Source organism: Psychrobacter sp. Pi2-1 (assembly GCF_904846645.1).
In the GTDB taxonomy this organism is placed as follows: Bacteria; Pseudomonadota; Gammaproteobacteria; order Pseudomonadales; family Moraxellaceae; genus Psychrobacter.
Genome location: NZ_CAJHBO010000008.1, coordinates 1 through 24782, shown reverse-complemented (window position 1 = coordinate 24782; position 24782 = coordinate 1). Strand labels below are relative to the sequence as shown.

The following is a 24782-nucleotide window of genomic DNA, read 5'->3' as shown; positions in this document are numbered from 1 at the left end:
TAACCTTTAAGCTATGTGTGCAAATAACATTAAAAAAGGCTGCCTCAATATTGAAGCAGCCTTTTTATTTTTAATAAAGCATTTCTAAAACAGTAATATTGTTGCTAATTACTCTGAAAAATGTACAACCGTACGGATACTTTCGCCTTTGTGCATCAAGTCAAACGCTTCGTTGACGTCTTCTATCGGCATAGTATGAGTGATGAAGTCCTGTAAAGGAATCTCACCCGCTAGATAGCGCTCGACATAACCTGGTAGTTCTGTGCGACCTTTTACCCCGCCAAATGCTGAGCCCTTCCAGACTCGACCAGTCACTAACTGGAATGGACGGGTTGAGATTTCTTGTCCAGCGCCAGCCACACCGATGATGACCGACTCGCCCCAACCTTTATGGCAGCACTCTAGCGCTGAACGCATAACATCGACATTACCGATACATTCAAACGAATAATCAACACCGCCATCAGTTAGCTCAACGATAACTTCTTGAATCGGCTTGTCATAATCTTTTGGGTTAATACAGTCAGTTGCCCCTAGCTTTTTGGCTAACTCAAACTTGCTTTCATTGATATCAATCGCGATAATACGGCTGGCTTTTGCCATGGCAGCACCAATCACTGCTGACAGTCCAATACCGCCCAGTCCAAAGATAGCTACTGTAGCGCCCTCTTCAACTTTTGCAGTATTCATGACCGCACCCATGCCAGTAGTCACGCCGCAACCAAGCAAGCAAACTTCTTCTAATGGCGCTTCTTTATTAACTTTAGCCAAAGAAATCTCTGGTAAAACCGTGTACTCAGAGAAAGTTGAGCAACCCATATAATGGTAGATAGGCTCGCCGTCTTTATAAAAACGTGTGGTGCCATCTGGCATCAAGCCCTTACCTTGAGTCTCGCGTACTGCCGAGCAAAGATTGGTTTTTCCTGAGCGGCACATTTTACAGACGCCGCATTCTGCCGTGTATAACGGAATGACATGGTCACCGACCTGAACGCTGGTCACGCCTTCGCCAACTTGTTCAACGATACCGCCGCCTTCATGACCCAAAATCGCAGGGAACACGCCTTCTGGGTCTTCACCAGATAAGGTAAAAGCATCTGTATGACAGACACCACTGGCAACGATTTTTACCAATACTTCGCCTTTGCGCGGTAGCATGACGTCCACTTCTTCGATAGATAGTGGCTGCTTTGGTCCCCACGCGATGGCGGCTTTTGATTTAATAAATTTATCTGACATAAGAATCTCTCTTTTTAATTGATTGTTATTTATGGGTGACGACATGACAGTTGCGTTATAAGTGCAAGCAGTTTTGAAAGTTTGCTAGTGCATATTATGGATTTTAGCGTTCACTATATCTACAGTTAAAACAAATAGAGATAGATTGAGCTTATCTTGCCTGCCCTCTATAGGCAAGCATCGATGACAGTAAACCACCATCTATTTACATTGATACCAACCATTATATTTATTTCTGAGCGGATAACAATATGCTATATTTGCAAATATCTTTTACATATTGGTAATAATCATGCGCTGGGAAGGGATTAGTGAGTTTGTCTATGTCGCAGAATACGAGAGCTTTACGCGTGGTGCAAAAGAGCTGGGTATCTCGACCGCGCAAGTCAGCCGCCAGATCAGTGCATTAGAGCAGCGACTGAATATAAAGCTGCTATATCGAACCACGCGCAAGGTCTCACTAACCGAAGAAGGCCGTGTATTCTATCAGCATTGCCGCAGTGTGCTCGATGGCTTGGATTCCGCTGAGCAAGCCGTAAGCAACTTACAATCAAAACCTCAAGGCAGGATAAAACTAACAGCGCCCGTTACTTATGGTGAGCAGCAGTTATTACCACTGATCAATGATTTTATGATGCAGTATCACGATATCGAGGTGACTGCTTTTTTGAGTAATCAGAAAATTGACTTGATTGAAGGGGGTTATGATTTAGCCATTCGTATTGGCAAATTGCATGACTCGACGATGATGGCAAAGAAACTTAGCTTGCGCACTAATTTTGTCTGCGCTGCGCCCTCTTATCTAAAAAAACACGGCATACCACATCATTTAAGTGATTTAAGTCAACATAACTGCCTGTTGGGTACTCGTGACTACTGGCACTTTATAGATACTGCTAAAGTAAAAGAGAACAGTAATACTCATGGTAAGACGGACAACCAACAAACGAGCGTAGAAAGGAACCTGCGTGTCTCTGGTACGGTGCAATATAACAGCGGCTATAGTCTGGTCGATGCTGCACTAAAAGGGCTGGGTATCGTACAGCTGCCTGATTATTATGTGCAAAAGTATTTAGCGTCCGGCGAGTTGGTCAGTTTACTTGATGACTATAGAGAGCCCGAAGAAAGCATTTGGGCCATTTATCCACATAACCGTCATTTATCACCAAAAATTAGGCTGCTCGTAGATTATTTGGCAGAACATTTGGTTTAACGTTCTGTTAAGACGTATTGCAATCGCAAACCTGATTACGCACAATGAATATTTGATGTTGCTCATTATAGTTAGGACTGACCATACTACAGACAACTTAAAGGTGTCATTATGATTAAAATCGTCTCTATCGCTGCGCTAGCAGTAGCCGTTTGCTCTTGTGCCAGTATCGATACGCTATTGGATAAAACCAAGAGTACTGGTGCTATGACAGACACAACAACCTCTATCAATGCTGAAAAAGGCTTGGTAACTTTACAGAGCAATCACTCCGTCAAAGATACCGCAGACAAGCTGGTCTCAGTTATTGAAAGCAAGGGTATGAAAGTATTTGCGCGAGTCGATCATCAAAAAAATGCACAGAGTGCTGACTTATCATTGAGACCAACGCAAGTCGTTATGTTTGGTAACCCTAAAGCAGGTACGCCATTAATGAACTGTCAGCAAACCGTTGCCATTGATTTGCCGCAGAAAATCTTAATTAGCGAAGATGCTGATAAAAAAGTATGGCTGTCATACAACAACCCTGACTACCTCAAGACACGCCACAATATCAAAGGTTGCGATACTGAGATTGCCAACATCTCAAAAGCACTTAACGCTATCAGTACTGCATCAACGGCAAAATAATGTGCTCGATATAGTTGAATAAATATATATTCGAGTAAATAAGTGAAATATGGAGCGGAAGTGTTACTTATTTACTTGAAAAGCCCTCATATCAAGAATGACTAGATTGCTCTATCTGGTCACTCAACTCTACCTTTAATTTCTTTGCGCACTCGATAATCTTTTTTCTATCGGCAGGAATAGCACCTTGTGCAATAGCGATTTCACGCATTTGAACCGTGATATCATAATGAGGATAGCTAGCGTTACGATGAAATAGGCGTGCATCCACATCAATAAATGCCGCAAAATCATGCAGCTCTTGCAAGCTATCCGCCAACATATGACACCACTTATGGCCTTTGAATTTTATCTGTACAAAATCTACATATATCGCCATATAACCGCCTCTCTACTTATTCACTGGTTCGCTTATCTGTTTTTTAATTAGCTCAAAACACCTTAGCAACTTAATAGCACTATGATCAAAAACCTTTATAACAATGTGCGCACATCTTTTTTAAGTTGTTTGAGTCGTTCTTGATACTTGCTATGACTACTATCAAATGTACTCAGTCGTCCATAGCGTAACTGACGGTAGTTTTGTCTAATTTCAATAAGCTTTGTTTGAATAACGATTGGGTCGCTACTATCTGTTAGCTGACTCGTAGCAGATTGGGTATTGTCACCCTGACGGCTATCAATAGCTGATGCCAAACGTTCCAGCCACGCTAGCTGCCCTTCATTATCATTGCGGGCTAATAATTTGTCGTGTTTGGCAACACGTTTTGAGAGCTGAGCAAGAGGTAGGTCTGCTGGATACCAACGCTTGCGGCGGCGATACCAAATGACAAATACTAAGATAGCCATAACGGAAACCGCACTGGTGGCTAACCAAATGATTTGCTGCATGATTGAGCTGATATTGAACCATTTGAGTAGCGAGTCGGCCTGTTTGTCTTGGTCATAGCCAACTACGTCTTTTTGCCAGTAGTAGCTCGCTTGGTCTGATAGTCGGCGTAGCATTTGTAGCACTTGATACTGCTGATAGCTGATTTGTGCACTGGCACCATTGCCAAACATAGCTGCCCCTTGCTGCTGGGTGATCGTATTCATGCCTTGCTCTACTCGCTCAGGCGCCACAAAGGCTGTCGGATCCACACGTACCCAGCCTTGACCTTCAAGCCAAACCTCAGTCCATGCATGTGCATCCATTTGCCGCACTTCCCACACGTTGCCATTGCGACTCGGCTCACCGCCTTGATAGCCGGCTACTACTCGTGCAGGAATACCAGCGGCGCGTAGCATAAAGGTAAAGCTTGACGAATAATGCTCACAAAACCCTGCTTTGGTTTCAAATAAAAATTCGTCAATGCGATTGGTATTGAGCCGTGGTGGCGACAATGTATAGCGAAACTCTGTTCGATTAATCCATTGCTCAATAGCAGCTATGTAGCGCACAGGGTCTGAACCTGACTGTTCAAATAATTGCTTAGCAAGCGCGCGCGATTGAGAGTTACCTTCATTAGGCAAGGCAAGATTTTCACGTCTTGATGCCTCTGTTAAAACTGGATCAATACGCATCTGTGCAAACTGCAACACATCATAGCGAAGCTGCTGCGTAACAGGTTGGTCCTTTGATAAGGTAAATCCAGAGGTAGTATTGATATCTGGCTGCTCAGAGAACGGATAATCAAGACCAAATAGCCAGTTTTGCTGAGTGGGTTCCAAGATAACCTTGTAATTGACAGGTGCCGCCCTTGATTCATCAGGTACAGTAGCAAAGGCGTTCTGAATCCATGCAGGTGCTTGCAATCTCGATGACCATTGATCCTTTTGGGAAGCCGGTCGCCATGTGACACCATCGAAATCACTAAATACCAAACCGCGCCAATACAGCTGCTGTTGCGGTGGACGCTCATCAGCAAACTCTACCCGAAAGGCCAGCTCAGTTGACTGTCCTAAATTAGCAAAATCACCAGGAGACATGCTATCAGACACACCTGTAGTAGCTTGCTGACCGGAGAGCTGTACAGACCACAGTGGGGGCAGTCTCGGAAAAAACAAAAATAGCACCACCAATAATGGCAAGGCGCCAACCCCTAACACACCCAATGTCCGCAAGCGTCCATCACCGCTAGTATTGCTATCATCATTAAGCGCAATAAATGCTAGCAATACAATGACTGCGCCAACGATCACTTCTAAAGTAGTCAGTAAACCTTGGTTCATCAAAAACAATGCCGCAAGCACGAACAATGATAGATTCAACACTACATAAGCATCACGGCGCTTATACAGCTCCCACAGTTTGCTAACTAGGCATAACACTAAAAATGCCACACCCATATCAAGCCCAAATGCTGTATTGTAGGTCAGCCACAGACCTAATAGCCCCAGCAGAAAGCCTAGCATTTGTACACTTTGATAAATACGCTTTAGGTGCGATAGTTTTTTGAATTTAGCTTTGATATGAGGCAATTGAGTGGCGATACTGACGGCGGCAAATCCTATCAACCATAATGGTAAATGTGCGGCATGCGGTAACACAACAACGACTTGAGCAATTAACACCCAATAATAAGCTGGCAGTGCAAATAATTTACGATACCATTTAGCGTCATTTCGCTCAGGTCGAATTGAGACTTTTTGACCTAAAGCCAACTGCTCAAAGCTTGCCGTTTTTGTAGCATCGACCATAGAATACTCTGTGGACAGTGTATCAACATCAGCAGAAGATAAGCGTGTAGAATTGGTCATGGTGCTTTCGCAAGCCTTAGCAAGCATGCTTGCGCAAAGGATTCCCCGTTACCCATCTCCGCAGTAGCAGGAGTATCACTAGGTAAACGCATTTGAAACGGCACGCCTAGCTGACCCAGCGTCAATGCCCCATAAGCCAATTGTGCAAGTTTTTGCTCGTGATGTGCAGCTGGCATATCTGCATAATCAAGCGTTTGCTCATGACCGACCGGATCAGCGAAGTGCTTGGTCAGCATACCTTGTCCCCGCGCCACATGCCCCCAAGAGACTCGGGCCAATGACTCACCCTCGACATAGTTTTCTAGTCGCTCAAAGTCGTCCTGACCCTGCCTATATTGCCCACCTGTTGGTAAATCCTCTAAGCTTGCGATTGCATATTTTGCTTGCCAATCAAATATTTCAGGCTTTGGATATACCCAAGCTGTACGCGCAAAGTAGACGTAAGACCATGCACGCATGATACCTAGAGGATAAACTGTTTTTATTTTTAACCGTGGTAGTTCAAGTTGGCCACGGTTGTAAGTCTGGACAGGAAGTCGAATGACTTGCTCGCCTTGTAATCGTGTGATAAGCACTGAGCTTTGCGTGTTTGTGCCGTTTTTGGTTTTCTTATTGGCTATCTGCTCAAATTCAAATAGCAACTGACGCCGTGGTTGACGACTATCACTATTTAGTTGTAGCGTCATCCAAACAGGCGCACCTGCCTCTGTCATAGTGACTTCTAGCAGACGCACTTGCAGACCAGATATATGAGCAAAAGTAACATGAAAACTAATTAGCCAAATACTGACCAGATAAAAGCACAAACCAAGCACTAAGTTGTTGCCATAGTTGATACCCGCGATAAAGGTAATTACTAACAATACGGCGAATAGCATTCCTTCACGACTAAAGAAAATATAGACATTGCGCAAATTAAGCGTAGCACTGTCACTCTTAGGTGCGCGCGCGGCAAACCAGCGGCTCAGAGCTGATTTTATTGGTGCGGTTAATGTCTTTGGTAACAAGCTCATGACTACCCTATTATTACCATCTAAATAATAATGCTATCAGTATTTGTATCTGACTGACAAACAAACTCACGAATAGAACGATATAGTTGATTCAGCACAATTTGAATACAAGAAAAGCGGGTGAAAATACCGTAAATAGTGAACTGAGTGACTTTGATATTTTTTCTAAGTTATATAGATTTGACTATGTGTAGAACTACATTTCACCGATGCAGTTAATCAATACGGTCAAACAGCATATCAGCTGCTAAGCGACGACTGACACTTCTGCTAGGATACGTTGGGCGATGGTTTTTGTCGCTTGTCCACCAGTCACATGCGCGGGTACGAAACGCTGACCGAGGCGATGATCAGTAACCGCAGCAAACACCGCTTGGATATCTTCAGGGGTCACTTCCATATATCCCGATACATAGGCATGCGCTTGGGCAGCACGTTGTAGCGACAACACGCCGCGAGGCGATAAGCCATGATACTCTTGGCTTGCACGAGTTTTTGCAACCAGTCTTTGCAAATAATCCAATACAGTATCTGCTACATAAACCTGCCTGACAGCATGCTGAGCCAATAGTACAGCCTCAGTATCAAGTACCGTATCCAAATCTTTGAGTAGCTCGCGACGATCTTTACCTTTTAGCAGCTCACGCTCTGCGGCAGGCGATGGATAACCCAATGATAAGCATAACAGGAATCTGTCTAACTGCGACTCTGGGAGCGGATAGACACCTGCTTGTTGCAATGGATTTTGAGTGGCAATGACAAAGAATGGCTGCGGCAAAGGATACGTCTGGCCATCTTGCGTGACTTGTCGCTCCTCCATCGCTTCAAGTAGCGCACTCTGCGTTTTGGGACTAGAACGGTTGATTTCATCAGCAAGTAATAACTGTGTAAAGATAGGGCCCGGACGAAACTCAAATTGCTGTTTACTTTGGTCGTAGATGCTCATACCTAAAATATCAGCAGGCAACATATCATTGGTAAATTGCACTCGACTGAAGCTCAAACCTAACAACTGTGCCAAGCCCTGTGCCAAAGTCGTCTTACCCATACCAGGCAAGTCCTGTAACAACAAATGACCGCCTGCTAAGATACAACTGAGTGCTAGCCTAACTGCTTGCGGTTTGTCCAATACAATCTGATTTAATTGCGCTAACAGCTGTGCAATTTGCTGCTGATTGCGTTGAAAATCAGCCGTACTAGGGATGGACTGGCTAAGCGGATTCGCTGTTCTCTGAGAGATGGATAATGATCTATCGTTAGCTGCATGGGTCATAGTAGGTTGTTGGCTCATTTTTTAGGTCATAGCGATGATAAGTCAGTTCACATCATCTGTAACGGTTGGTGCAGCGGCACGGAGCGTAGATAAATAAGCAATGATATCGGCACGCTCTTTCGCATCTGGCATCGGGTCAGACAGCATTTTGGAGTCTGGCATGGCTTTTTGGGCATCTGCAATATATGGATCGAGTGTCTCTGCGTCCCACACCCAACCTGAATCTTCTAGTCCTTTGCTGTAGGTATAATCTTTTAACTCGGCAGCCGGCGCACCATATATATTCATTAATTGTGGGCCTTTCTTATTCAGGCCCGCATTACGTTGGTGACATTGACCACAGGCATCTTTATAAATTATCGAGCCGTTGTCTGCATCGCCGTCAGTATATAAGGGTAGAGTCACAGGAGCACGGTGGTCAGGTGGTGTTTTCTCACAAGCTGTGAGCAACAGAACAGCAGCCAAAAGGCTGCTCATTTGATATCTATTGATAAGGGACATTTTTAGCAATCTTTGGTTGAGGAATATCATCGCCATAACATAAACGATATGATGTATTGGCCTTTTAACTCGCTACCTTTATTGTGCTACTAGGCTCTTCTAAATAATACCCTTGCAAATAGCGCGCGCCCACACTCCAAGCGACCGACATCGTTGCTGCATCTTCGATATAAGGCATGAGCACATCAACCTTGATATCATTAGTACGCGCAATAAGAGATTTAACCGTTTCTAGATTTTCTGCTGAACCAATATCTTGGATATAACTGCGCGCCAAGCGTACCATATCAGGCTGGACAAAATTGGCAATTTCAATAGATTTGACAGAAGAGCCAAAATTATTAATACCTAGTTGACAGCTAACATCGCTGAGTGCGGAAAATTGAGATTTGGCGACGGTTAAGTGATCAGAGATATCTATTTCATTGAACTGTAGTGTCAATACACCAGCTGCGCCGCCTACCGCTTTTATCAATTGACTGGCGACAATCGGCAGTTTTTTATCAACCAGTGAAGCATTAGTTAATTGTACTAACAATCTGGCTTCAGGATGAACCTTACGGACGTCATTGATTTTCTTACAGGCATTGATAAGCACCCATCGATCAATCTTTTCTAACAGTTGATGTTTTTTAGCCACCGCCATAAATTGATCAGGGGTTAATACCGTATTGTCAGCATCTGACAGCGGTAACCGTAGATACACTTCAAAAAAGTCGCTACGATCGTTGTTGATGTCGTATATCGGCTGAAATGATAGCTCAAAGCGGTTATTAGTAATGGCATCCACTAATGACTCAGCAAGTGCATGATCATCGCTATTGGCATGTTCGCTTGGGTCATATATACGGTAAGACCCACCACTATTAGAAGTCTCTACCATGATTTGGCTGATAGCATCCATGGCGCGTTCTAATATGATGACAGGCTCTACCGTATTTTTTTCGATTTTGACAATAGCAATGCTAACTGTTGTATTCGTTGTACGTTTATCAACTTCAATAAACATACCCTTTATAGACGAACCGATATGCGCAGCAAGTTCTTCAAGATCATTCGTCGTCTTGTTTTTTACTAATATCGTGAATGCGGTATCGCTGAAACGGCTTACATGCCCATCAGGTACTAGCTCAGTCAACGTGTGGGCAACTTGTTTGACCGTTGCATCTATTCCTTGTAGACCCAAACTACTTCTTATTTTTCCTACATTATCAACCTGCACATATAGCAGGGCTGCGGTTATTAGTCCTTGGGACGCCTGCTGATGTATCGCTATCATCTGATCTTCAAAACCGCGACGATTATCTAGGCCAGTTAAATTATCTTTACGTTCAGCTTCAGCTAAACGCTTAGCAACCTCCGCACTATTATTACTATTCTGCTGAATGATAATTTGAATGACTGGCTCGCCCTCTAACGTGGCTGATGCTAATTGTAGTTTCGCTTCAAAAGTACTACCATCTGTCCGTACACTTTCAAAATTAAACTCAACGTCTTGGCGACTACCTTTATCAAACTGACGTAAAAACTGTTTAAACCCTTGGACATTGTCTTTACCTGAAATCAGGTCAATAATAGGGACGCCTACCACTTCATTCATCGATTTAAAGCCGAATAGCTGAAGATAAGGCTCATTAGCAAGTATATGAATACCCTCGTCTATATAAGCGACCGCGCTCTTAGAGTTCTTAATCAATACATTGGCACGTTGTTCTGCTTCAGAAAGCACTTGACGTAAAGTTTTTAGCTCACGACGACTGCGCAAACTACTATGCTGTAGACAAATGGCCATTACGACTGGCATCTCTTGATCCATTTCAAGCGCTTTGATCATCGTGCCACTAATCACAGTCGGTAGCTCATACTCATTGTAGGCCGTCGACGCTATCTCTTCATTCATTAAACAGATCATTGGCAGATCGATATTTTGCTCTTGTACGATGCTCACCACATCTGTAAAGCTCATATTATAAGCTTTGCCAAATACCAGTACATCCCACGGTTGGCGCAGAAATTTTAATAGCTCTTCTTTATCGTCCAAAAACCCCAAATTCACACTATCATAATAAGGACTCAATAACTGAACAAGACGTTCAGCATAGAGCTGATCATCATTGATCACCAATAAATTTAAAAGAGATTGAGAGCGCATAAGGAGCCTTTTAGTCGTACGTATTGTTATCTATTATTTTGTTACTTTACATCTTTGTCTAAAACTAACCTAGCACATAAAACACGCTAGCGTTAATATTCTGTGAATCCTATCAGTATAGACTGAGTTTTCACTATGATAATTATTTTATAGTTAGAGATATCGTAAAAGTCAGAGTAACAATATTTATCATTATAGACAATAATTAGACCAACTGCAGATTAGCTTATGACCTTTGTCGACTACTATATTACTGACAAAAACCTGTATAAATTCTTCGTTATGGCCTGAAACTCCTGTCGCATCTAAGTACCTCTAAGCGCTATAACTGCGCCACCTCATATTGACTAAACTTATCAGTCATCATTAGCCTGCGTCCTAATCGTAGAGTGGTTTGTTTATTACCAATACGCATGACGACTCTATCATCAGCTTGAAAGTAAAAAGGCGGTACGATTAGCGTGCCAGTCGTCTGTAGCTGTTCATCTTTACCGAGAATAAATGCCGGTACAAAATGATGACTTCGCGTTTTACTGCCTTCCAAACGTAATCCACATGCCACAATTTTATGCCCGAGTATTTGCCATTCCACTTCTGGATTTTTAGTATCTACATTGAACCAGCGTACCACCCCTATTGACCAATCAGGTTGTTCTGTATTTTCAGAGCCATAGACCAAAATTAAACTCATTATGTGTAAGGGCTGCGGTGCCGTTAGAGAAAGGTCAGAGTCATGTTTTTCTACAATAAGCCTCTCTTTATTGAAAATATTTTTGTCTGCAACCTTCTCATTAGGCTTACCATTTTTTGGCAACAAATGCAGTTTGCGATATGCTGAAGAACTTTCATAGTCGTCAAATATCTCAATATTTATAACGCTACTGCGACTACGCTCGCTGTCAAATGTATCGTATAAAGGCCTGTCCTCTTCTCGTAAATTTTTGATAGCGATCAAATTGGCAAAAATTTTTGAATGACCTACTTGGTAGTGTATGTCATTAAAATTGGTGATTAACTTTGCCTGCTGCTTGCTAGTATATTTGGTTGGTAAGGTAGGTGGCGGCTGCAAATAGCGATAGCTAATGGTCATCGAAATAGCATTAAGCAAACTATATTCTGCTGTGCCACCTTCTTCGATAAAGGCTTTTTTACGTGACTCAAAATATTCAACTATTGGTGTCAGTTCTATAAATAGACAGTCATGATGATCTTCATAGGGGTTGATATGAGAGTTGACAGTCAGATAGCTTGGTGGATTACTGCTATGAAGATCAACAAAAACCTTTGTCTCGGTAGCAGGCTCCATTGTCGCGACCATGTGCTTAGCCCATTCAGGTAGTAGACGCTGTACGAGTAAGATATTCGGGCGCCTCATAGCACGCAAATTTAACAAGTGATGCAAACAAATTTGGCAATATAGCTGATGAATACTGTTTGTTTGGTTCGTGACAGTATGTAGACTTAAATCCGTATCAACCACTTTTCTCTGATGAGCCAGATAATATAATTGATTGACTTTAGACCACAGGTAGTCTGATGGCTTTCGATAGCACAGTGTTTCTTCTGCTAATAGTTTTTGGTATCTTAAGAGTGATTGATAGATCGCAATAGCAAGCGTGCTATCAGATTTAGTCTCAGCACCAAAAAAACGCTGCCAACCTTTACTAGAATATTGGTTTAAGGAGGCTTCTGACAACTGCGTCTCACGACGTATGATTTTGTCGTAAACCATGATAATTAAATAATGTAGCGATTGCATTTGAGCGATATAAGACATCTGATCCTGACTAAGCGCACCTGTCTCATAGATATAGTGCTGCCTAAAATCTGCAATCAGTCGGTCTGAGGCATCAATGACTGTTGCCATTAATTTAAGACGCTGTTGTTCATCCATATTGGATTCACGTAATACTGTCAGTAGACTCTCTAAATGCTCTGTTTGCTGCTCTTGGGTAAGCGTAGGTAGCGTTGCCAACATCTTTAACAAGTATCGTTCTTGACCATTTACTGAGCGATTAGATAGCGCAGGTAGTGGCTCTGTAGAATCTAAATGCTCTTGAAACATCGATAACGTTATCATCAGTATCTTTACTCTCTATTAGTCACTCTGAAGCAATCAGTAATATGCAGCAGTACAAATACATGTATGGCATAAAAAATGTTTGTGAAGCTCGACTATAGAAAAGTGATGATATCTATTTATTGTGAGCCTAAATCTAGTAGTACGCTCTGACAATACCTATATACTGGCAGAGTTTTATATTTAACGTTATATGCTTTTTAGGTAGATTACATACTGACAGCCTATATTCTGTTCCAATCATATATCTATTTATACTTATAAAAAAGCATAAATCCTAGATTTTAGTTTTTAGTTTTTAGTTTTTAGTTTTTAGTTTTTAGTTTTTAGTTTTTAGTTTTTAGTTTTTAGTTTTTAGTTTTTAGTTTTTAGTTTTTAGTTTTTAGTTTTTAGTTTTTAGTTTTGAAAGATACTATCCGCATCTTTTTTAAGAGCCGCTCTTTGTTTACTAAATAAGTTGATATAGTGCCCTACATTAGCCATTACTGTAAATATCAATCGGCACTTTAAAAGGTCTATTCGGTAACTCTCTGACCAACTTAGGAACAAGATAACCTGGCAATGACGCTAATAACGCCCAATAAAGCTCAATCGCTGCTTGCTCACTACTATCAAAATGCGCCGCACCAGCCACCTTGTCCAACACATGTAAATAATATGGTAGCACGCCACAAGCAAACAAACGCTGACTAAGCTGCACTTGCGCGTCAAGAGTATCGTTAATACCCTTTAACAACACGGCTTGGTTTAATAGTGTAATTCCAGCTGCTCTCGCACGTTGCAAATACTCAGCGGTTGTTCCATCTATCTCATTGGCATGGTTACAATGAATCACCATGACAATATGGCAGCGGCTTTGAGATAACCTCTCTAACAATGCAGCGTCCAAGCGTGCAGGTATCACCAATGGCAAACGCGTATGCAATCGAATGGTAGTAATCTGCGGAAGAGACTCCAAAGTATCTAACCATGAAAACAATCGTCGATTGGTCACATTTAGTGGGTCACCACCACTCAGAATTACCTCATTGACCTCAGGATTTGCATTAATATAATTGATGATATTTTCTTTTGCATCGGCAGTTGGCATGTTGGCACTATAGTCAAAATGCTGGCGAAAGCAGTAACGGCAGTGAATAGCGCACGCACCCGTAATCGTTAACAACACTCTCGACTGATATTTATGAAGCAAGCCTTTTACAGGATTTTGAGTGTTTTCGCTTAGCGGATCTGCTACGTAGCCTGTGACGTTGATTTGCTCTTGCTGATCTGGCAACACTTGTTTAAGCAAGGGGTCATTACGGTCGCCAATAGCCATTTTTGCCACAAAGCCACGCGGCACACGCAGTTCAAAATGCTTAGGTACGTAAACTTCTGCACGCATTGATTCAAGCTGTAGGATACTCAATAGCTCATCAACAGATGTAATAGCTTCCGATAATTGCGTTTGCCAGTTTTTTTGTGTGATTAAATGGTTTATCATGACAGCCTATTACCTGTGCCCAAAATCCGATATTATACGCCCTTAGTGTCTAGCCTATCAAAGTATCCTCGTTAATCCGTAAATACTTGGCATAACAGAAAATTTTGGTACAGTCAGCCCTATGTCTTACTATTATATTTACAACCCCTAGGAGTTTCTTGTGGCAAGTTTTTCTACTAATGAATTTAAAGCTGGTCTAAAAGTGATGCTTGATGGCAACCCTTGTGCCATTCTTGAAAACGAGTTTGTCAAGCCTGGTAAAGGTCAAGCCTTTAACCGTGTTAAGTTGCGCAATCTTCGTAGTGGCAAAGTACTGGAACAAACTTTCAAATCAGGTGACAGCTTAGAAGCTGCTGATGTGATGGATACTGAAATGAACTATCTATACAACGATGGCGAGTTTTGGCATTTTATGCATCCTGAGAGCTTTGAGCAGATTCAAGCGGACAAAAACGCAATGAGTGACTCAATCAAGTGGTTAAAAGAAAACAGCAATGCTCTATGTACCATTACGTTATTTAATGGTGCTCCTCTGTCAGTCACGCCGCCTAACTTCGTTGAGTTAGAAATTGTAGAAACAGATCCTGGCGTACGCGGCGATACTTCAGGCGGTGGTGGCAAACCTGCTAAATTAGAGACAGGTGCCGTTGTACGTGTACCATTATTTGTGCAACAAGGTGAAGTGGTACGTGTCGATACGCGTACTGGCGACTACCAAACTCGCGTGAACTAATATCGCTCTAAACATGACTGGTAGTTGATATTTACTGATATCTTTATCATCAATAAAAAAGCTTAACCACCATATAGACGGTTAAGCTTTTTTTGTATTTGTTAATCATAGTTACATTAAAATACTAATCAATGGCGCTAATACTAATATCTAGCAAATCACTCTTCTTCCAATGATTGCTTCTGTATCAGCCAATACTGTACTAAGGCATTCAACTGCTCTTGCTTAAAAGGTTTGGTGCAATAATCCTGCATACCAACTTTCAGATATTTTTCACGCTCGCCGTCCATTGCATTGGCAGTCAGGGCAATAATGGGCGGTAGTACTTGAGGATCATATAGTTCATGCAATTTAATAGTTGCCTGTACACCGTCCATAATCGGCATATGATGATCCATCAATATCACATCATAACGGTCAGGGAATAAAGCAAAAGCCTCAATTGCTTGCTGGCCATCTGTAACATGAGTGACGGTATGACCACTGCTGGTTAGTGATTTCTTGGCTATAATCGCATTTACAGCATCATCTTCGACCAACAAGATATGGCCAGATCGCTCATGTGTAGGTTCAATCATGGTCGTATCGTGAGAGTCCTGCCATGTCTCATACTTGTCTTCATCAATAGTAGTCAACGGTAATAAAACACTAAATGTCGTACCAACCCCTACTTCACTGTTTACGTGAATGTGACCACCCATCAAATCGACTAGGGACTTACAAACAGACAGTCCAAGTCCAGTACCACCGTAAATACGATGAGTAAACTTATTTGCTTGGTCATAAGCGTCAAATATCGCCTCTAACGACTCTTCTTTAATACCAACACCCGTATCTTTCACTTCTATACACAAAGTCATATTTTGACCAGTTTTATCGCCTTCTGTTTTGCTGACTGCTTTTTGTTTACTCGTACTCACAAATTTCTCATCGATGTTATCTGGGCAATAGCAGTTGTCCATATGTTTAACATCGATACTTACTTGCCCACCTTCACGCGTGAACTTAATCGCGTTATTGACCAAGTTTGCAATGATCTGCTTTAGACGTACAGGATCGCCGTTTACGTAGGGTGATAGCGTTTCAGTATAATGATAATCTAAGGTTACGCCTCTTTGACGTGCCTTTATAGCAAATAAACTGACGACCTCATTACATAAACTAGATAAATTCAATGGAATAGAATCAATCGTCATTTTTCCAGACTCAACTTTCGATAAGTCCAAAATACCATTAATAATGACCATTAAATGCTCATTAGATACTTTGATGTTATCAACATATTCTCGCTGTTCATCAGTAAGTTCGGTATCGCCTAACATTTCTACCATACCGATAATACCATTCATCGGTGTACGAATCTCATGACTCATATTGGCCAAAAAGCTCGATTTCATCTCATTAGCACGCTTAGCATCACGTTGTTTATCTTGTAATTTCAGCGCATCTGCGGCCATCATTGCAAACTGCGCCAATATCTTTTCTTGTTGACTGCTAAAACTCTGATGTGGCTCAGTATCCATAAGACATAAGGTGCCTAGACGGTACCGTTTGTTGTCTTCAGTCAAGATAATAGGTGCACCAACATAAAATCGTAAATACGGAGAACCTGTGACCATTGGGCTTTGGCTAAAACGACTATCCTTAAAGGTGTCTAACACTATTAGTACATCATCAGACAGTATTGTATAATTACAAAAAGCAGTGTTACGTGGTCCTTTGCTGACAGCCTCATCTTGACTATCGAATTTACAGGCTGGCTTTAAATATTGGGTTTCCTCATCCATAAAAGTGATCGTGACTACAGGCACATCAAAAAACAGCTTTACGAGTGCAACAAGCCGCTCAAACGCAGGCTCCTCATCTTCATTAAGTACCTGATACTTTCTTAGCTTATTGATACGCTCTATTTCATCTACCGCGACAGGGTAGCTCTGCTGAGGTGAGTTAGATATAGACAAGGTAAACTCCATTAAATAATATCAGACGTATTAGTTACGACTCGTCTGTCTTATCAATAATTGTAATGCTTCACTCACCATAATCATCGCCACCACTGACGTAACGACCACTGCTGAGCCATAACCACCGCACTGCAGACCGCCTGTTTGACAGCTTTTATCTACAATCGGTGGCTCTGTCGAATAGACACATTTGATACCAAATTTTTCTTTTAAAGCAGTATTGATACCTTTCTCATGGCGTAACTTGTTGCGTAACTTTGCTAGTAGCGGGTCTTGATAACAGTCACGCAAATCACTTACTCTAATCTGACTTGGATCTATCTTACCACCTGCACCGCCCGCACAGACCAACTTTAGTTTATTAAAACGACAGTGTAAAGCAATTGCTAGTTTCGCATTCATATCGTCTACACAGTCTAAAATAACAATCGGTCTACCCTGAGCAGTGGCAGATCTGACTGCTTCACGACTTGGTAGGAGTGTGGTGACGTTATCTACTGTCAAAAAGTCATCGACTAAATTCAACGTTACTGTGGGATTAATTTCTCTAATACGAGTTGCCATTGCTTCAATTTTACTTTGTCCAAACGTGCTGTCTAGTGCAGGCAGTTGGCGATTGACATTAGACGCAACCAATACATCCAAATCAATCAACGTAATCGTTCCCACCGCTGTCCGAGCCAACGCCTCCGCTGCCCAAGAGCCAACCCCTCCTACACCAATAATATAGACATGAGCTGCCAAAAAAGTATCAACCGCAGAGGTACCATATAGTGTCCGTGTACCTTGAAAACGACGATCGTACTGCTCATCTTGTTGGCGCGATTCGTCTTGTGCAAGACTGTCTTCGACGGATTTTGGTTGTTCAAATTGTCGCGTTTCACTCATAACAGATCAAATTCTCTTTTCAAACATTTTGGTTGACATTTATTTGGCTAGTACTTTTTAGCTTCTAATTACCGCTATGCTTTTCTTATAAGTAGCACAGTTACATTGAATGAGCCCAGTCTACTTTCATAGCATCACAGCTATTTTGCCACAATTGCTTAGCAAGTTTATCATGCGGTATTTCTAATAGCTCACTCAAGCTTGCCAATACCCATGGCAGATTGGCTGGTACATTTCTATTATGTGAATCAGTATCATCCGTTATCTGACACATAATAGGTGTCATATCTGGACAATCCGTTTCAACAACCAAGCATTCGATGCCATGACTCTCAACTGCTACTTGAATAGCACGGCGCAGTTTTTTGGCATTCGGATTGGTAATCTGACCCGTAACACCCAGCTTAAACCCCAATTTTACAAAAGCCTTGGCTTCTTGTTCACCACCACTAAAGCTATGGGCAATACCGCCTAATTTATGAGCATCGTATTTATGCGCTTTTAATATTGCGAGCGCTTCAGCATGTGCCTTACGAATATGCAGCATCACTGGCAGACTATGAGCCACTGCTATATCCAACTGCGCCGCAAAGAACCTTTTTTGTTTAGCAAATACATCAGGCTGCTTCATTGCATCGGTAAAGGTATCTAACCCAATCTCACCAATGGCCAATGGAAGTTGCTCCATCACTATTTGCTCAAGTTGTATTAGATGATCATCGGTATGCTGCTCAATATAAAAAGGATGTAAACCTAGCGCGATATGGGCTGCAACATCGCACTTATTTTTACTATTCACCTTTGTCACAGACGACTGTGACAGTTCATTGATGAAATCTTGAGTATCGTACATTCGATCAAAATACTGATATAGATAACCTACTAGCACTAAGTGACGGACACCTTGACTATAAGCCTGCTCTACCTGTTGTCTGCGATCATTGTCGAACACTGGAGCATCAAAATGTGTATGCGTATCTATAAGAGGATAGACATTTTTTAAAACTTCTCTAGCATCTGTTCTCTCAGCAATGGTCACTGATTCGTTGCCACACATTAATAAACTCCACAACTGACTTTTAAACACATAGAATTAAATGATAGATTGCTATAGACGCATTTTTAATCTTCTACTTTTTAATTACTAGCTTCTATTTACTAATTGCATTCTCACGAGCATCATTAATACTGCTCTCAGATACGGTATCATGGTTACTTACTATCTTCGTACTGTCCTTTCGACTACTGCGCCTAGGGATGAGCAATAGCGCAGTTGCAGCCACACTCAGTAAAAACCACTTTTTTGTATTCTTATAATCTGTCATCTTAGTTTCTGATTTACTATAGTGAAAAATATGATACGTAACTCATTATTCTATTAGTAACCAATATACTTAAATATAAAAGCGGCTATGTTTATCTGTGTTATGAATACGCAAGCTAATGTACGATGTAACTATCGTCTATCACATCGTACATTAATTTATGTCAGTTAAATCATATTAACCATTATATATACGGCTAATATTTTAACGATTGAGAGGATAAGTCGTGATACCACTATTAGGACTATCTACTCTCGTAAAACCTTGCGAGGTAGATTTTGGCGCTTGATCACGTTTAGGGATAAGAGGATTAAGTGGCATGAGCTCGTAATCTGCACTGACATTACCATTCCAACCTTCAGTGCCGCTCAATGGTAATTGCTTAATCGTACCGTTTTTATCAATGACCAGCTGCAACACTCGCATTTGATTGAATTTGCGTTCAGTCACACTCGCTACCGCGCCGCCATCACGTAAAATAGTCGGCTGTAAAAAGATGATCAAATTGCTCTTTTGGGTGCTGTCATTGTCAGAACGAAAGAGTCTACCGATGACTGGGACATTACCCAGTCCAGGAACTTTCTGTTGACGTGTGGTGGTGTTGTCACGCATCAGGCCGCCCAAGGCAATCGTCTGCTGATCATCCGCTAGAATGGTCGTATTAATAAGGCTTTTATTGGTAATTAGTCCACTGGCATTACCCGTACTGCCTGGCACGACTGACGAGACTTCTTGCGATACCTCTAAACGTACGGTGCCATTGTCACCAATATGGGGAATGACGTTCAAATTAATACCAATGTCTTGGCGATCAATTGTCTGAAATGGGTTGTTTGAATTATTGCCACTAGTGGTAAAAGAACCTGTGACAAAAGGCACGTTTTGACCAACTAAGATACTAGCTTTTTCATTATCCAGCGTCAAAATCGATGGCATGGACAGCAAATTGGCGCTGGTAGATGAGTCAAGCGCCTGTAAAATAGCACCATAAAACTCTGTATTACCTTGACTGTCTTTGCGACTGTCTCCAATGCCTATCAATGCACCAGCAATAGAGCTGGCTGCAGCGCTAATACCTGCCGTACTCGTCCCCGCTAAAGCGGCAGCTGCAAGCGTCGTTGCGCTGGCTCCCACATTGTTAAAGTTGACCACTCCATAGCCACTATTGGCGTTACCTAGCGCCCACTGAACACCTAGCTGAGTGGCATCATCGCCTGACACTTCAACAATAGCGGCTTGAATCAATACTTGTGCACGGCGACTGTCTAACTGGTTGACCGCGTCTTCAATCTCAAACATTAGCTCAGGTGCGGCATTGACGATAACGGCATTTTGAGTTTCGTCAGCGATAATACTAAACGGACGACCACCCACTCCTGTGCTTGTTCCACTTGTGCTGCTAGTCGACACAGCAGCCGCACTGCTACCTAGGCTATCGCTGGCTGCATTATTAATTGCGGCGCCTGTGCTACTTACATCATTTAGCGAAGCTGATTCTAGTGTCGAGGTCGCGCCAGCACTATTAATGGATTGATTAGCGAGCAAGCCGCGTAACATATCGGCGATATGACCCGCACTAGCATACTTTAATCGAAAAACACGGAGACCACTTAAACGTCTGGTCGGCGTGGTATCCAATTGATTGACCATTTCTTGGACTTTAGCAATCATTTCAGGACTGCCTTTGACCAACAGTCTATCGCTCGACGTATCAGCAATCACCTTTAGCTGATTGTTGCCACCTTGTGCTTGCCCACTACCGGCACTTGAGACTAAGGCGCTAATCAACTCCATCATACGTTCGGCATCGACGTGGCGTAGTGGTATCACTTGCAAACTGTCATTCACATTGCTGTCTAAATCACGAATAAGGGCCGTCAGTTGATTAAGGCTGTCTGCTCGATCGGACAATACTAGTGCATTGACACCAGGTACAGCGGCCGCGTGAGCCGACTGCGGCATCAATGGGCGAATAACACCTAACACTTCTGCAGCTTGAGTGTTGGTCAAGTAAATAACTCGAGTGGCGAGCGATTCGCCAACACTATCACCGCGTAAATCAACCGCCACACCAGATTGCTTAGCAATATTATCTGGCACCAGTTTTGTCGTCGTTCCCGATTCAATCGCGGCGATACCATTCACTTGCATCACGCTTAGAAATAGCTGATAAATCTCATCACGGGACAAAGCCTTGTTAGAGATGACCGTGACATTACCATTGATACGTGGATCAAGTACAAAGTTTTGATCCGTGATGGTCGCGACCTCATTAATAAAGGCTTTGATATCAGCATCTTGTAAATTGACTTTCCAGCTCTCAGCATTGGCAAGACCAACACCAGCAGCCCATAATGGTACTGCTAGACAAAGTGGACGACACAGGCGCATCAAACGCTGCAGGCTACGGTACAAAGGCGTGGCTGAAAAATTCTGAAAACTTACCATATTGATGATTACCTACAGTGATATTGCTTACTATGTGCTGAATTTTTAAGGAGCAATTTTGCTAAAAACCTACCTTGCTAGAACTGCTGGCGAATCGTAATAACTTGCTCACCACGTTGAACCTCTATCTGCGCTTCACCTGCTTGCTGTACTTGCTGAAGTACACCAGCATCTTGCGCTGGGTTATTACCTACGCTCTGTCCGTTGACGGTCAGTACCTTATCGCCTGGCTCTAGCCCTAAACGATTACGTAGGCCAGCAGGCATCGCCGCTGTGACTTGATAGCTTTCACCTGATGCCATCACCCCCATCCTACTTAGATAACTGGCAGGGTTTTCTTGCAAAGCCGTAACCGCTTCTTCGATAGCCGACTGTGGATTACCTGAAGTGTCTGCGTCAGTTGTTCCTTTTGCCTCAGGAACAGCGTTTTGCACTGGCTGGGGCGCTGTAGGCAACATGCTGTTGTTTGGCAAACGCTGATTACTTATTCCGCTTGCTAGCATATCACTCTGGTCTAATGGCATCGCCTCTGGCATTTTAATGACGGTTTCTTTATCGTTAGCATTAGCGATAATGACTGAATTCCAGTCAACAGCCACGAGCGTATAATCGCTGTCTTTTAGCTCATCACCGATGCGGTAATTTTTGACTTCGCCATTGACATTCAATAAGGCGGAAGACATGCTCTCAGGTATAGCTAGTAGGACGCCTTTGAGCTCAATGTTGGGAGGTGGTTGCACAGCTGCGGTAATAGGATCGGGATCAGCAAATATTGCAAATAAGCCACTATAATCATTGGTGGATTTGGCACTATTCTGTAGGGGCGCTAAAGGCAATGCAGGTGCTAAAGGCGCTGCTAATAATAACCATAAAAGGCGGGCGGCTGTCCAGCATAGCCAAGCAATGGCTAACAATAATAGCCAACCTGAAAAGCGATTGAGAGTATTGATAACAGGTTTTAGGCTTGTAGTGATATTAAGCATTTAGTTCGCCCCCAGACCAGTTAGCAGTGGCTGGCGCACACTGACAACTGGTGTATCTTGAGGGGCTTGTCCTTTGTACTCAGGCATATTCTCTAACAAGCGCTGCGTCAAACTGACATCAAGCATATTATCGCTGTCGAGATACAGATCTCCCAAACGCTTATCTTGATTGTTCAGTAAATTAATATGCAGCAAATCTCTATTGTTTTTTTGCTCTGTACTAAGCTCGGCTCTTAGAGCAGGCATCGTAATATAAAAAACTTTGCCACCACTAGGATAGCCTACCTCACCGCCAACCCAAGTCAATTGACCATCCGCTGCACTAAATCCGCCAGCGTCTTTAGCAGGCTCACTACTAGATGCGTCACTTTTATCAGACTGGCGTGTTAGCGATACATTATTTACTTGAATAGGGGTATTCGGCAGCTGCCAGTTGACCATCCCCGCTAACGTCTCAGGTACAATTTTCCCACTCATGTTGTCAACTTGCCATGAGTTTAACCCAAGTTTAACTTGCCCATTCAGACGTGTCTGTGATGAGTGAATATTGACGTCCGCACCTAGCTTACCTATGAGTAACTGCCAAGGCTGCCATGACCATTCCGCCATACCTGTGAGCGACGACGATGACATAGGCAACTGCCAAATAGCAGCACCTTGCCATACATTGCCAGATACATGCTGGACATAAGGCGTATCTGGCGCGTATTTCTCAAGTAACCATGCTGCTGGCATTTGCAACACAGCAAATAGCGCAAACAACACAAACCCAACCAGCCACCAGAGCTTACGGGGACGTTTATGAGAAAACTCAGTTACTTGGGCCACAGTCGTACAACTCTTATATAAGACAAAAACGTCATTATCATAACAAACAATGGCATATAGATGACAGAAAAAAAGCCAGTATCTTTTTGCCAAAATATTGGCAGTAAAGATACTGGCTTTTATTTTCTGAAAAACAGCTCTATCTATCGCTAAATGGTTGTAAATACACCATTATAAATAGAACATTCTAACTGGCTCACAGAAAGGAATTTTATAAGAAAACAGCTAATTAAATAGCAAAATCTTCGATATCACGACCTGCTGCTAGCGCTTCAACCAACCACGTTGGCTTACGGCCACGGCCAGTCCAAGTTTCACTATGATCATTAGTATTACGATATTTAATACTGCGTTTTTTCTCTAACTTTTCACCAGCTTTCAGTATCTCTTCGATTGTTGCATTGCTATCTTCTGCAATCTGCTCGAACTGCATATAGGCATCATACAAACGTTGATGTTGTTTTTTGGCGATAAGTTGTTGAGCGTTTTCAGTGATAGCACGTAACTCATCTACGTTCAAATTTTCTAAATCAATTGCGTTATTTTTGCTCATAATAAATCCAATTATAAAATAAGAGTGTGGCCTCTATTGAGGTATTGTTTTTGGTGAAAATATGCGGAGAACAAATCGTTCGTTAGCAATTAAGACTATTCATAAAATATAATTAATTCTAAAGAGTATTTAATTTTTAATAACAGCCCGAACAATCTATTATAAATAGAAAACATATAGCGATAGATGCTCATTGTATCCATTTTAAATAAAATTAGTTTTAGATAAATCTAAACACACAAGTCATCATTCTTTATACATTGCTATTATAGCTTTGAAAGCATTTTCTAATAATAAAACAAAATTCTAGTATTGTAACTACTGCTATGATTTCACAATACTATTTCGACAAAAATCTACTGTTAAAATGATAGAGTAGTAAGTCAGTACACTATACTCTCAAATACTGCTAATCTTGAGGATAGTTCTGCATTACCTCTGTAACTTACTATGTCGTTCCTATGGTACTTTCTGAATAAGCTAACCATTTCATATAAAGATCTATTATCCAAATAGCTTTCAATTTATTAATCGGAAACAAGTAAAAACTTGATGATTATCATTGAAATTTATTTCATTTATAGATAGTCAATATATATTAACCATACGCTATAACCAATCCCACTTAAAAGTGTTATAAACTAATTATCAAACCTAATTGCTATCATAAAGACCATGACTTACTCATTAGATTTTCGTAAACAAGTACTAAAAAGCTTAGACGAGGGTATGACCTT

General features: G+C 42.0%; 20 protein-coding genes. 3 read left to right on the top strand and 17 right to left on the bottom strand.

Annotated features, from left to right (window positions below):
• Nucleotides 1-108 precede the first annotated feature (108 nt).
• On the bottom strand, nt 109-1239 hold the full coding sequence (locus JMX91_RS06330) for an S-(hydroxymethyl)glutathione dehydrogenase/class III alcohol dehydrogenase (RefSeq protein WP_057761290.1): 1131 nt from the start codon (nt 1237-1239) through the stop codon (nt 109-111).
• Nucleotides 1240-1531: 292 nt separating this feature from the next.
• Between JMX91_RS06330 and JMX91_RS06325 the strand changes: the two genes are divergently transcribed.
• Nucleotides 1532-2452 (top strand): LysR family transcriptional regulator, encoded by a 921-nt coding sequence (locus JMX91_RS06325; protein WP_201548166.1) that lies wholly within the window; start codon nt 1532-1534, stop codon nt 2450-2452.
• Nucleotides 2453-2563: 111 nt separating this feature from the next.
• Nucleotides 2564-3082 (top strand): DUF302 domain-containing protein, encoded by a 519-nt coding sequence (locus tag JMX91_RS06320; protein ID WP_201548165.1) that lies wholly within the window; start codon nt 2564-2566, stop codon nt 3080-3082.
• 91 nt (nt 3083-3173) lie between these two features.
• Here the strand turns inward: JMX91_RS06320 and JMX91_RS06315 are convergent, their stop codons facing one another.
• The 8 genes from JMX91_RS06315 to epmB all read right to left on the bottom strand — a co-directional run bounded on the left by JMX91_RS06315 (nt 3174) and on the right by epmB (nt 14323).
• Nucleotides 3174-3461, bottom strand: coding sequence for a DUF4031 domain-containing protein (locus JMX91_RS06315; protein WP_201548164.1), 288 nt, complete (start codon nt 3459-3461; stop codon nt 3174-3176).
• A 95-nt stretch (nt 3462-3556) separates the two neighbouring features.
• Nucleotides 3557-5821: a transglutaminaseTgpA domain-containing protein gene (locus JMX91_RS06310; protein ID WP_201548163.1), complete on the bottom strand. Its 2265-nt coding sequence runs from the start codon at nt 5819-5821 to the stop codon at nt 3557-3559.
• The gene (locus tag JMX91_RS06305) at nt 5818-6834 is read right to left on the bottom strand and encodes a DUF58 domain-containing protein (RefSeq protein ID WP_201548162.1); all 1017 of its coding nucleotides are present in this window, start codon (nt 6832-6834) and stop codon (nt 5818-5820) included. The genes JMX91_RS06310 and JMX91_RS06305 overlap by 4 nt, the downstream gene beginning before the upstream one ends.
• Nucleotides 6835-7081: 247 nt before the next feature.
• Nucleotides 7082-8125, bottom strand: a complete 1044-nt coding sequence (locus JMX91_RS06300; protein ID WP_227679304.1) for an AAA family ATPase — start codon at nt 8123-8125, stop codon at nt 7082-7084.
• A 24-nt stretch (nt 8126-8149) separates the two neighbouring features.
• Complete coding sequence (locus tag JMX91_RS06295; protein WP_224737767.1) at nt 8150-8584, bottom strand: c-type cytochrome; 435 nt, start codon at nt 8582-8584, stop codon at nt 8150-8152.
• 88 nt (nt 8585-8672) lie between these two features.
• The gene (locus tag JMX91_RS06290; protein ID WP_201548160.1) at nt 8673-10760 is read right to left on the bottom strand and encodes an EAL domain-containing protein; all 2088 of its coding nucleotides are present in this window, start codon (nt 10758-10760) and stop codon (nt 8673-8675) included.
• Nucleotides 10761-11082: 322 nt separating this feature from the next.
• On the bottom strand, nt 11083-12840 hold the full coding sequence (locus tag JMX91_RS06285; RefSeq protein ID WP_201548159.1) for a hypothetical protein: 1758 nt from the start codon (nt 12838-12840) through the stop codon (nt 11083-11085).
• Nucleotides 12841-13315: 475 nt separating this feature from the next.
• On the bottom strand, nt 13316-14323 hold the full coding sequence (epmB, locus tag JMX91_RS06280; RefSeq protein WP_201548158.1) for an EF-P beta-lysylation protein EpmB: 1008 nt from the start codon (nt 14321-14323) through the stop codon (nt 13316-13318).
• A 160-nt stretch (nt 14324-14483) separates the two neighbouring features.
• Here epmB and efp point away from each other — a divergent pair, with 160 nt between their 5' ends.
• Nucleotides 14484-15056: an elongation factor P gene (gene efp, locus JMX91_RS06275; RefSeq protein ID WP_160022040.1), complete on the top strand. Its 573-nt coding sequence runs from the start codon at nt 14484-14486 to the stop codon at nt 15054-15056.
• A gap of 158 nt (nt 15057-15214) precedes the next feature.
• Here efp and JMX91_RS06270 read toward each other — a convergent pair whose 3' ends face one another.
• From JMX91_RS06270 to JMX91_RS06235, 8 genes are all read right to left on the bottom strand, one after another.
• Nucleotides 15215-17017, bottom strand: coding sequence for a GAF domain-containing hybrid sensor histidine kinase/response regulator (locus JMX91_RS06270; RefSeq protein ID WP_227679303.1), 1803 nt, complete (start codon nt 17015-17017; stop codon nt 15215-15217).
• Between the two features lie 30 nt (nt 17018-17047).
• Nucleotides 17048-17908 (bottom strand): ThiF family adenylyltransferase, encoded by an 861-nt coding sequence (locus JMX91_RS06265; RefSeq protein WP_201548156.1) that lies wholly within the window; start codon nt 17906-17908, stop codon nt 17048-17050.
• A 100-nt stretch (nt 17909-18008) separates the two neighbouring features.
• Nucleotides 18009-18965, bottom strand: a complete 957-nt coding sequence (locus tag JMX91_RS06260; protein WP_201548155.1) for a TatD family hydrolase — start codon at nt 18963-18965, stop codon at nt 18009-18011.
• Between the two features lie 94 nt (nt 18966-19059).
• Nucleotides 19060-19233: a hypothetical protein gene (locus JMX91_RS06255; RefSeq protein ID WP_201548154.1), complete on the bottom strand. Its 174-nt coding sequence runs from the start codon at nt 19231-19233 to the stop codon at nt 19060-19062.
• 204 nt (nt 19234-19437) lie between these two features.
• Nucleotides 19438-21681 (bottom strand): type II secretion system secretin GspD, encoded by a 2244-nt coding sequence (gspD, locus tag JMX91_RS06250; protein WP_201548153.1) that lies wholly within the window; start codon nt 21679-21681, stop codon nt 19438-19440.
• A gap of 77 nt (nt 21682-21758) precedes the next feature.
• Nucleotides 21759-22664, bottom strand: a complete 906-nt coding sequence (locus tag JMX91_RS06245) for a type II secretion system protein N (RefSeq protein ID WP_201548152.1) — start codon at nt 22662-22664, stop codon at nt 21759-21761.
• A complete protein-coding gene (gene gspN, locus JMX91_RS06240) occupies nt 22665-23492 on the bottom strand; it encodes a type II secretion system protein N (RefSeq protein ID WP_201548151.1) in 828 nt (275 codons plus the stop codon). It abuts the gene before it with no gap.
• A 229-nt stretch (nt 23493-23721) separates the two neighbouring features.
• A complete protein-coding gene (locus JMX91_RS06235) occupies nt 23722-24045 on the bottom strand; it encodes an H-NS family nucleoid-associated regulatory protein (protein ID WP_201548150.1) in 324 nt (107 codons plus the stop codon).
• Between the last annotated feature and the right edge of the window lie 737 nt (nt 24046-24782).

Bases quoted from the DNA above. Each gene is read 5' to 3' on its own strand.
- JMX91_RS06260 (WP_201548155.1), bottom strand. From the start codon at position 18,965: ATGTGTGGCAACGAATCAGTGACCATTGCTGAGAGAACAGATGCTAGA.
- JMX91_RS06310 (WP_201548163.1), bottom strand. From the start codon at position 5,821: ATGACCAATTCTACACGCTTATCTTCTGCTGATGTTGATACACTGTCC.
- JMX91_RS06325 (WP_201548166.1), top strand. From the start codon at position 1,532: ATGCGCTGGGAAGGGATTAGTGAGTTTGTCTATGTCGCAGAATACGAG.
- JMX91_RS06320 (WP_201548165.1), top strand. From the start codon at position 2,564: ATGATTAAAATCGTCTCTATCGCTGCGCTAGCAGTAGCCGTTTGCTCT.
- epmB (WP_201548158.1), bottom strand. From the start codon at position 14,323: ATGATAAACCATTTAATCACACAAAAAAACTGGCAAACGCAATTATCG.
- JMX91_RS06235 (WP_201548150.1), bottom strand. From the start codon at position 24,045: ATGAGCAAAAATAACGCAATTGATTTAGAAAATTTGAACGTAGATGAG.
- JMX91_RS06245 (WP_201548152.1), bottom strand. From the start codon at position 22,664: ATGCTTAATATCACTACAAGCCTAAAACCTGTTATCAATACTCTCAAT.
- JMX91_RS06290 (WP_201548160.1), bottom strand. From the start codon at position 10,760: ATGCGCTCTCAATCTCTTTTAAATTTATTGGTGATCAATGATGATCAG.
- JMX91_RS06330 (WP_057761290.1), bottom strand. From the start codon at position 1,239: ATGTCAGATAAATTTATTAAATCAAAAGCCGCCATCGCGTGGGGACCA.
- JMX91_RS06305 (WP_201548162.1), bottom strand. From the start codon at position 6,834: ATGAGCTTGTTACCAAAGACATTAACCGCACCAATAAAATCAGCTCTG.
- JMX91_RS06255 (WP_201548154.1), bottom strand. From the start codon at position 19,233: ATGACAGATTATAAGAATACAAAAAAGTGGTTTTTACTGAGTGTGGCT.
- gspD (WP_201548153.1), bottom strand. From the start codon at position 21,681: ATGGTAAGTTTTCAGAATTTTTCAGCCACGCCTTTGTACCGTAGCCTG.
- JMX91_RS06315 (WP_201548164.1), bottom strand. From the start codon at position 3,461: ATGGCGATATATGTAGATTTTGTACAGATAAAATTCAAAGGCCATAAG.
- JMX91_RS06295 (WP_224737767.1), bottom strand. From the start codon at position 8,584: ATGAGCAGCCTTTTGGCTGCTGTTCTGTTGCTCACAGCTTGTGAGAAA.
- JMX91_RS06265 (WP_201548156.1), bottom strand. From the start codon at position 17,908: ATGAGTGAAACGCGACAATTTGAACAACCAAAATCCGTCGAAGACAGT.
- JMX91_RS06300 (WP_227679304.1), bottom strand. From the start codon at position 8,125: ATGAGCCAACAACCTACTATGACCCATGCAGCTAACGATAGATCATTA.
- JMX91_RS06285 (WP_201548159.1), bottom strand. From the start codon at position 12,840: ATGATAACGTTATCGATGTTTCAAGAGCATTTAGATTCTACAGAGCCA.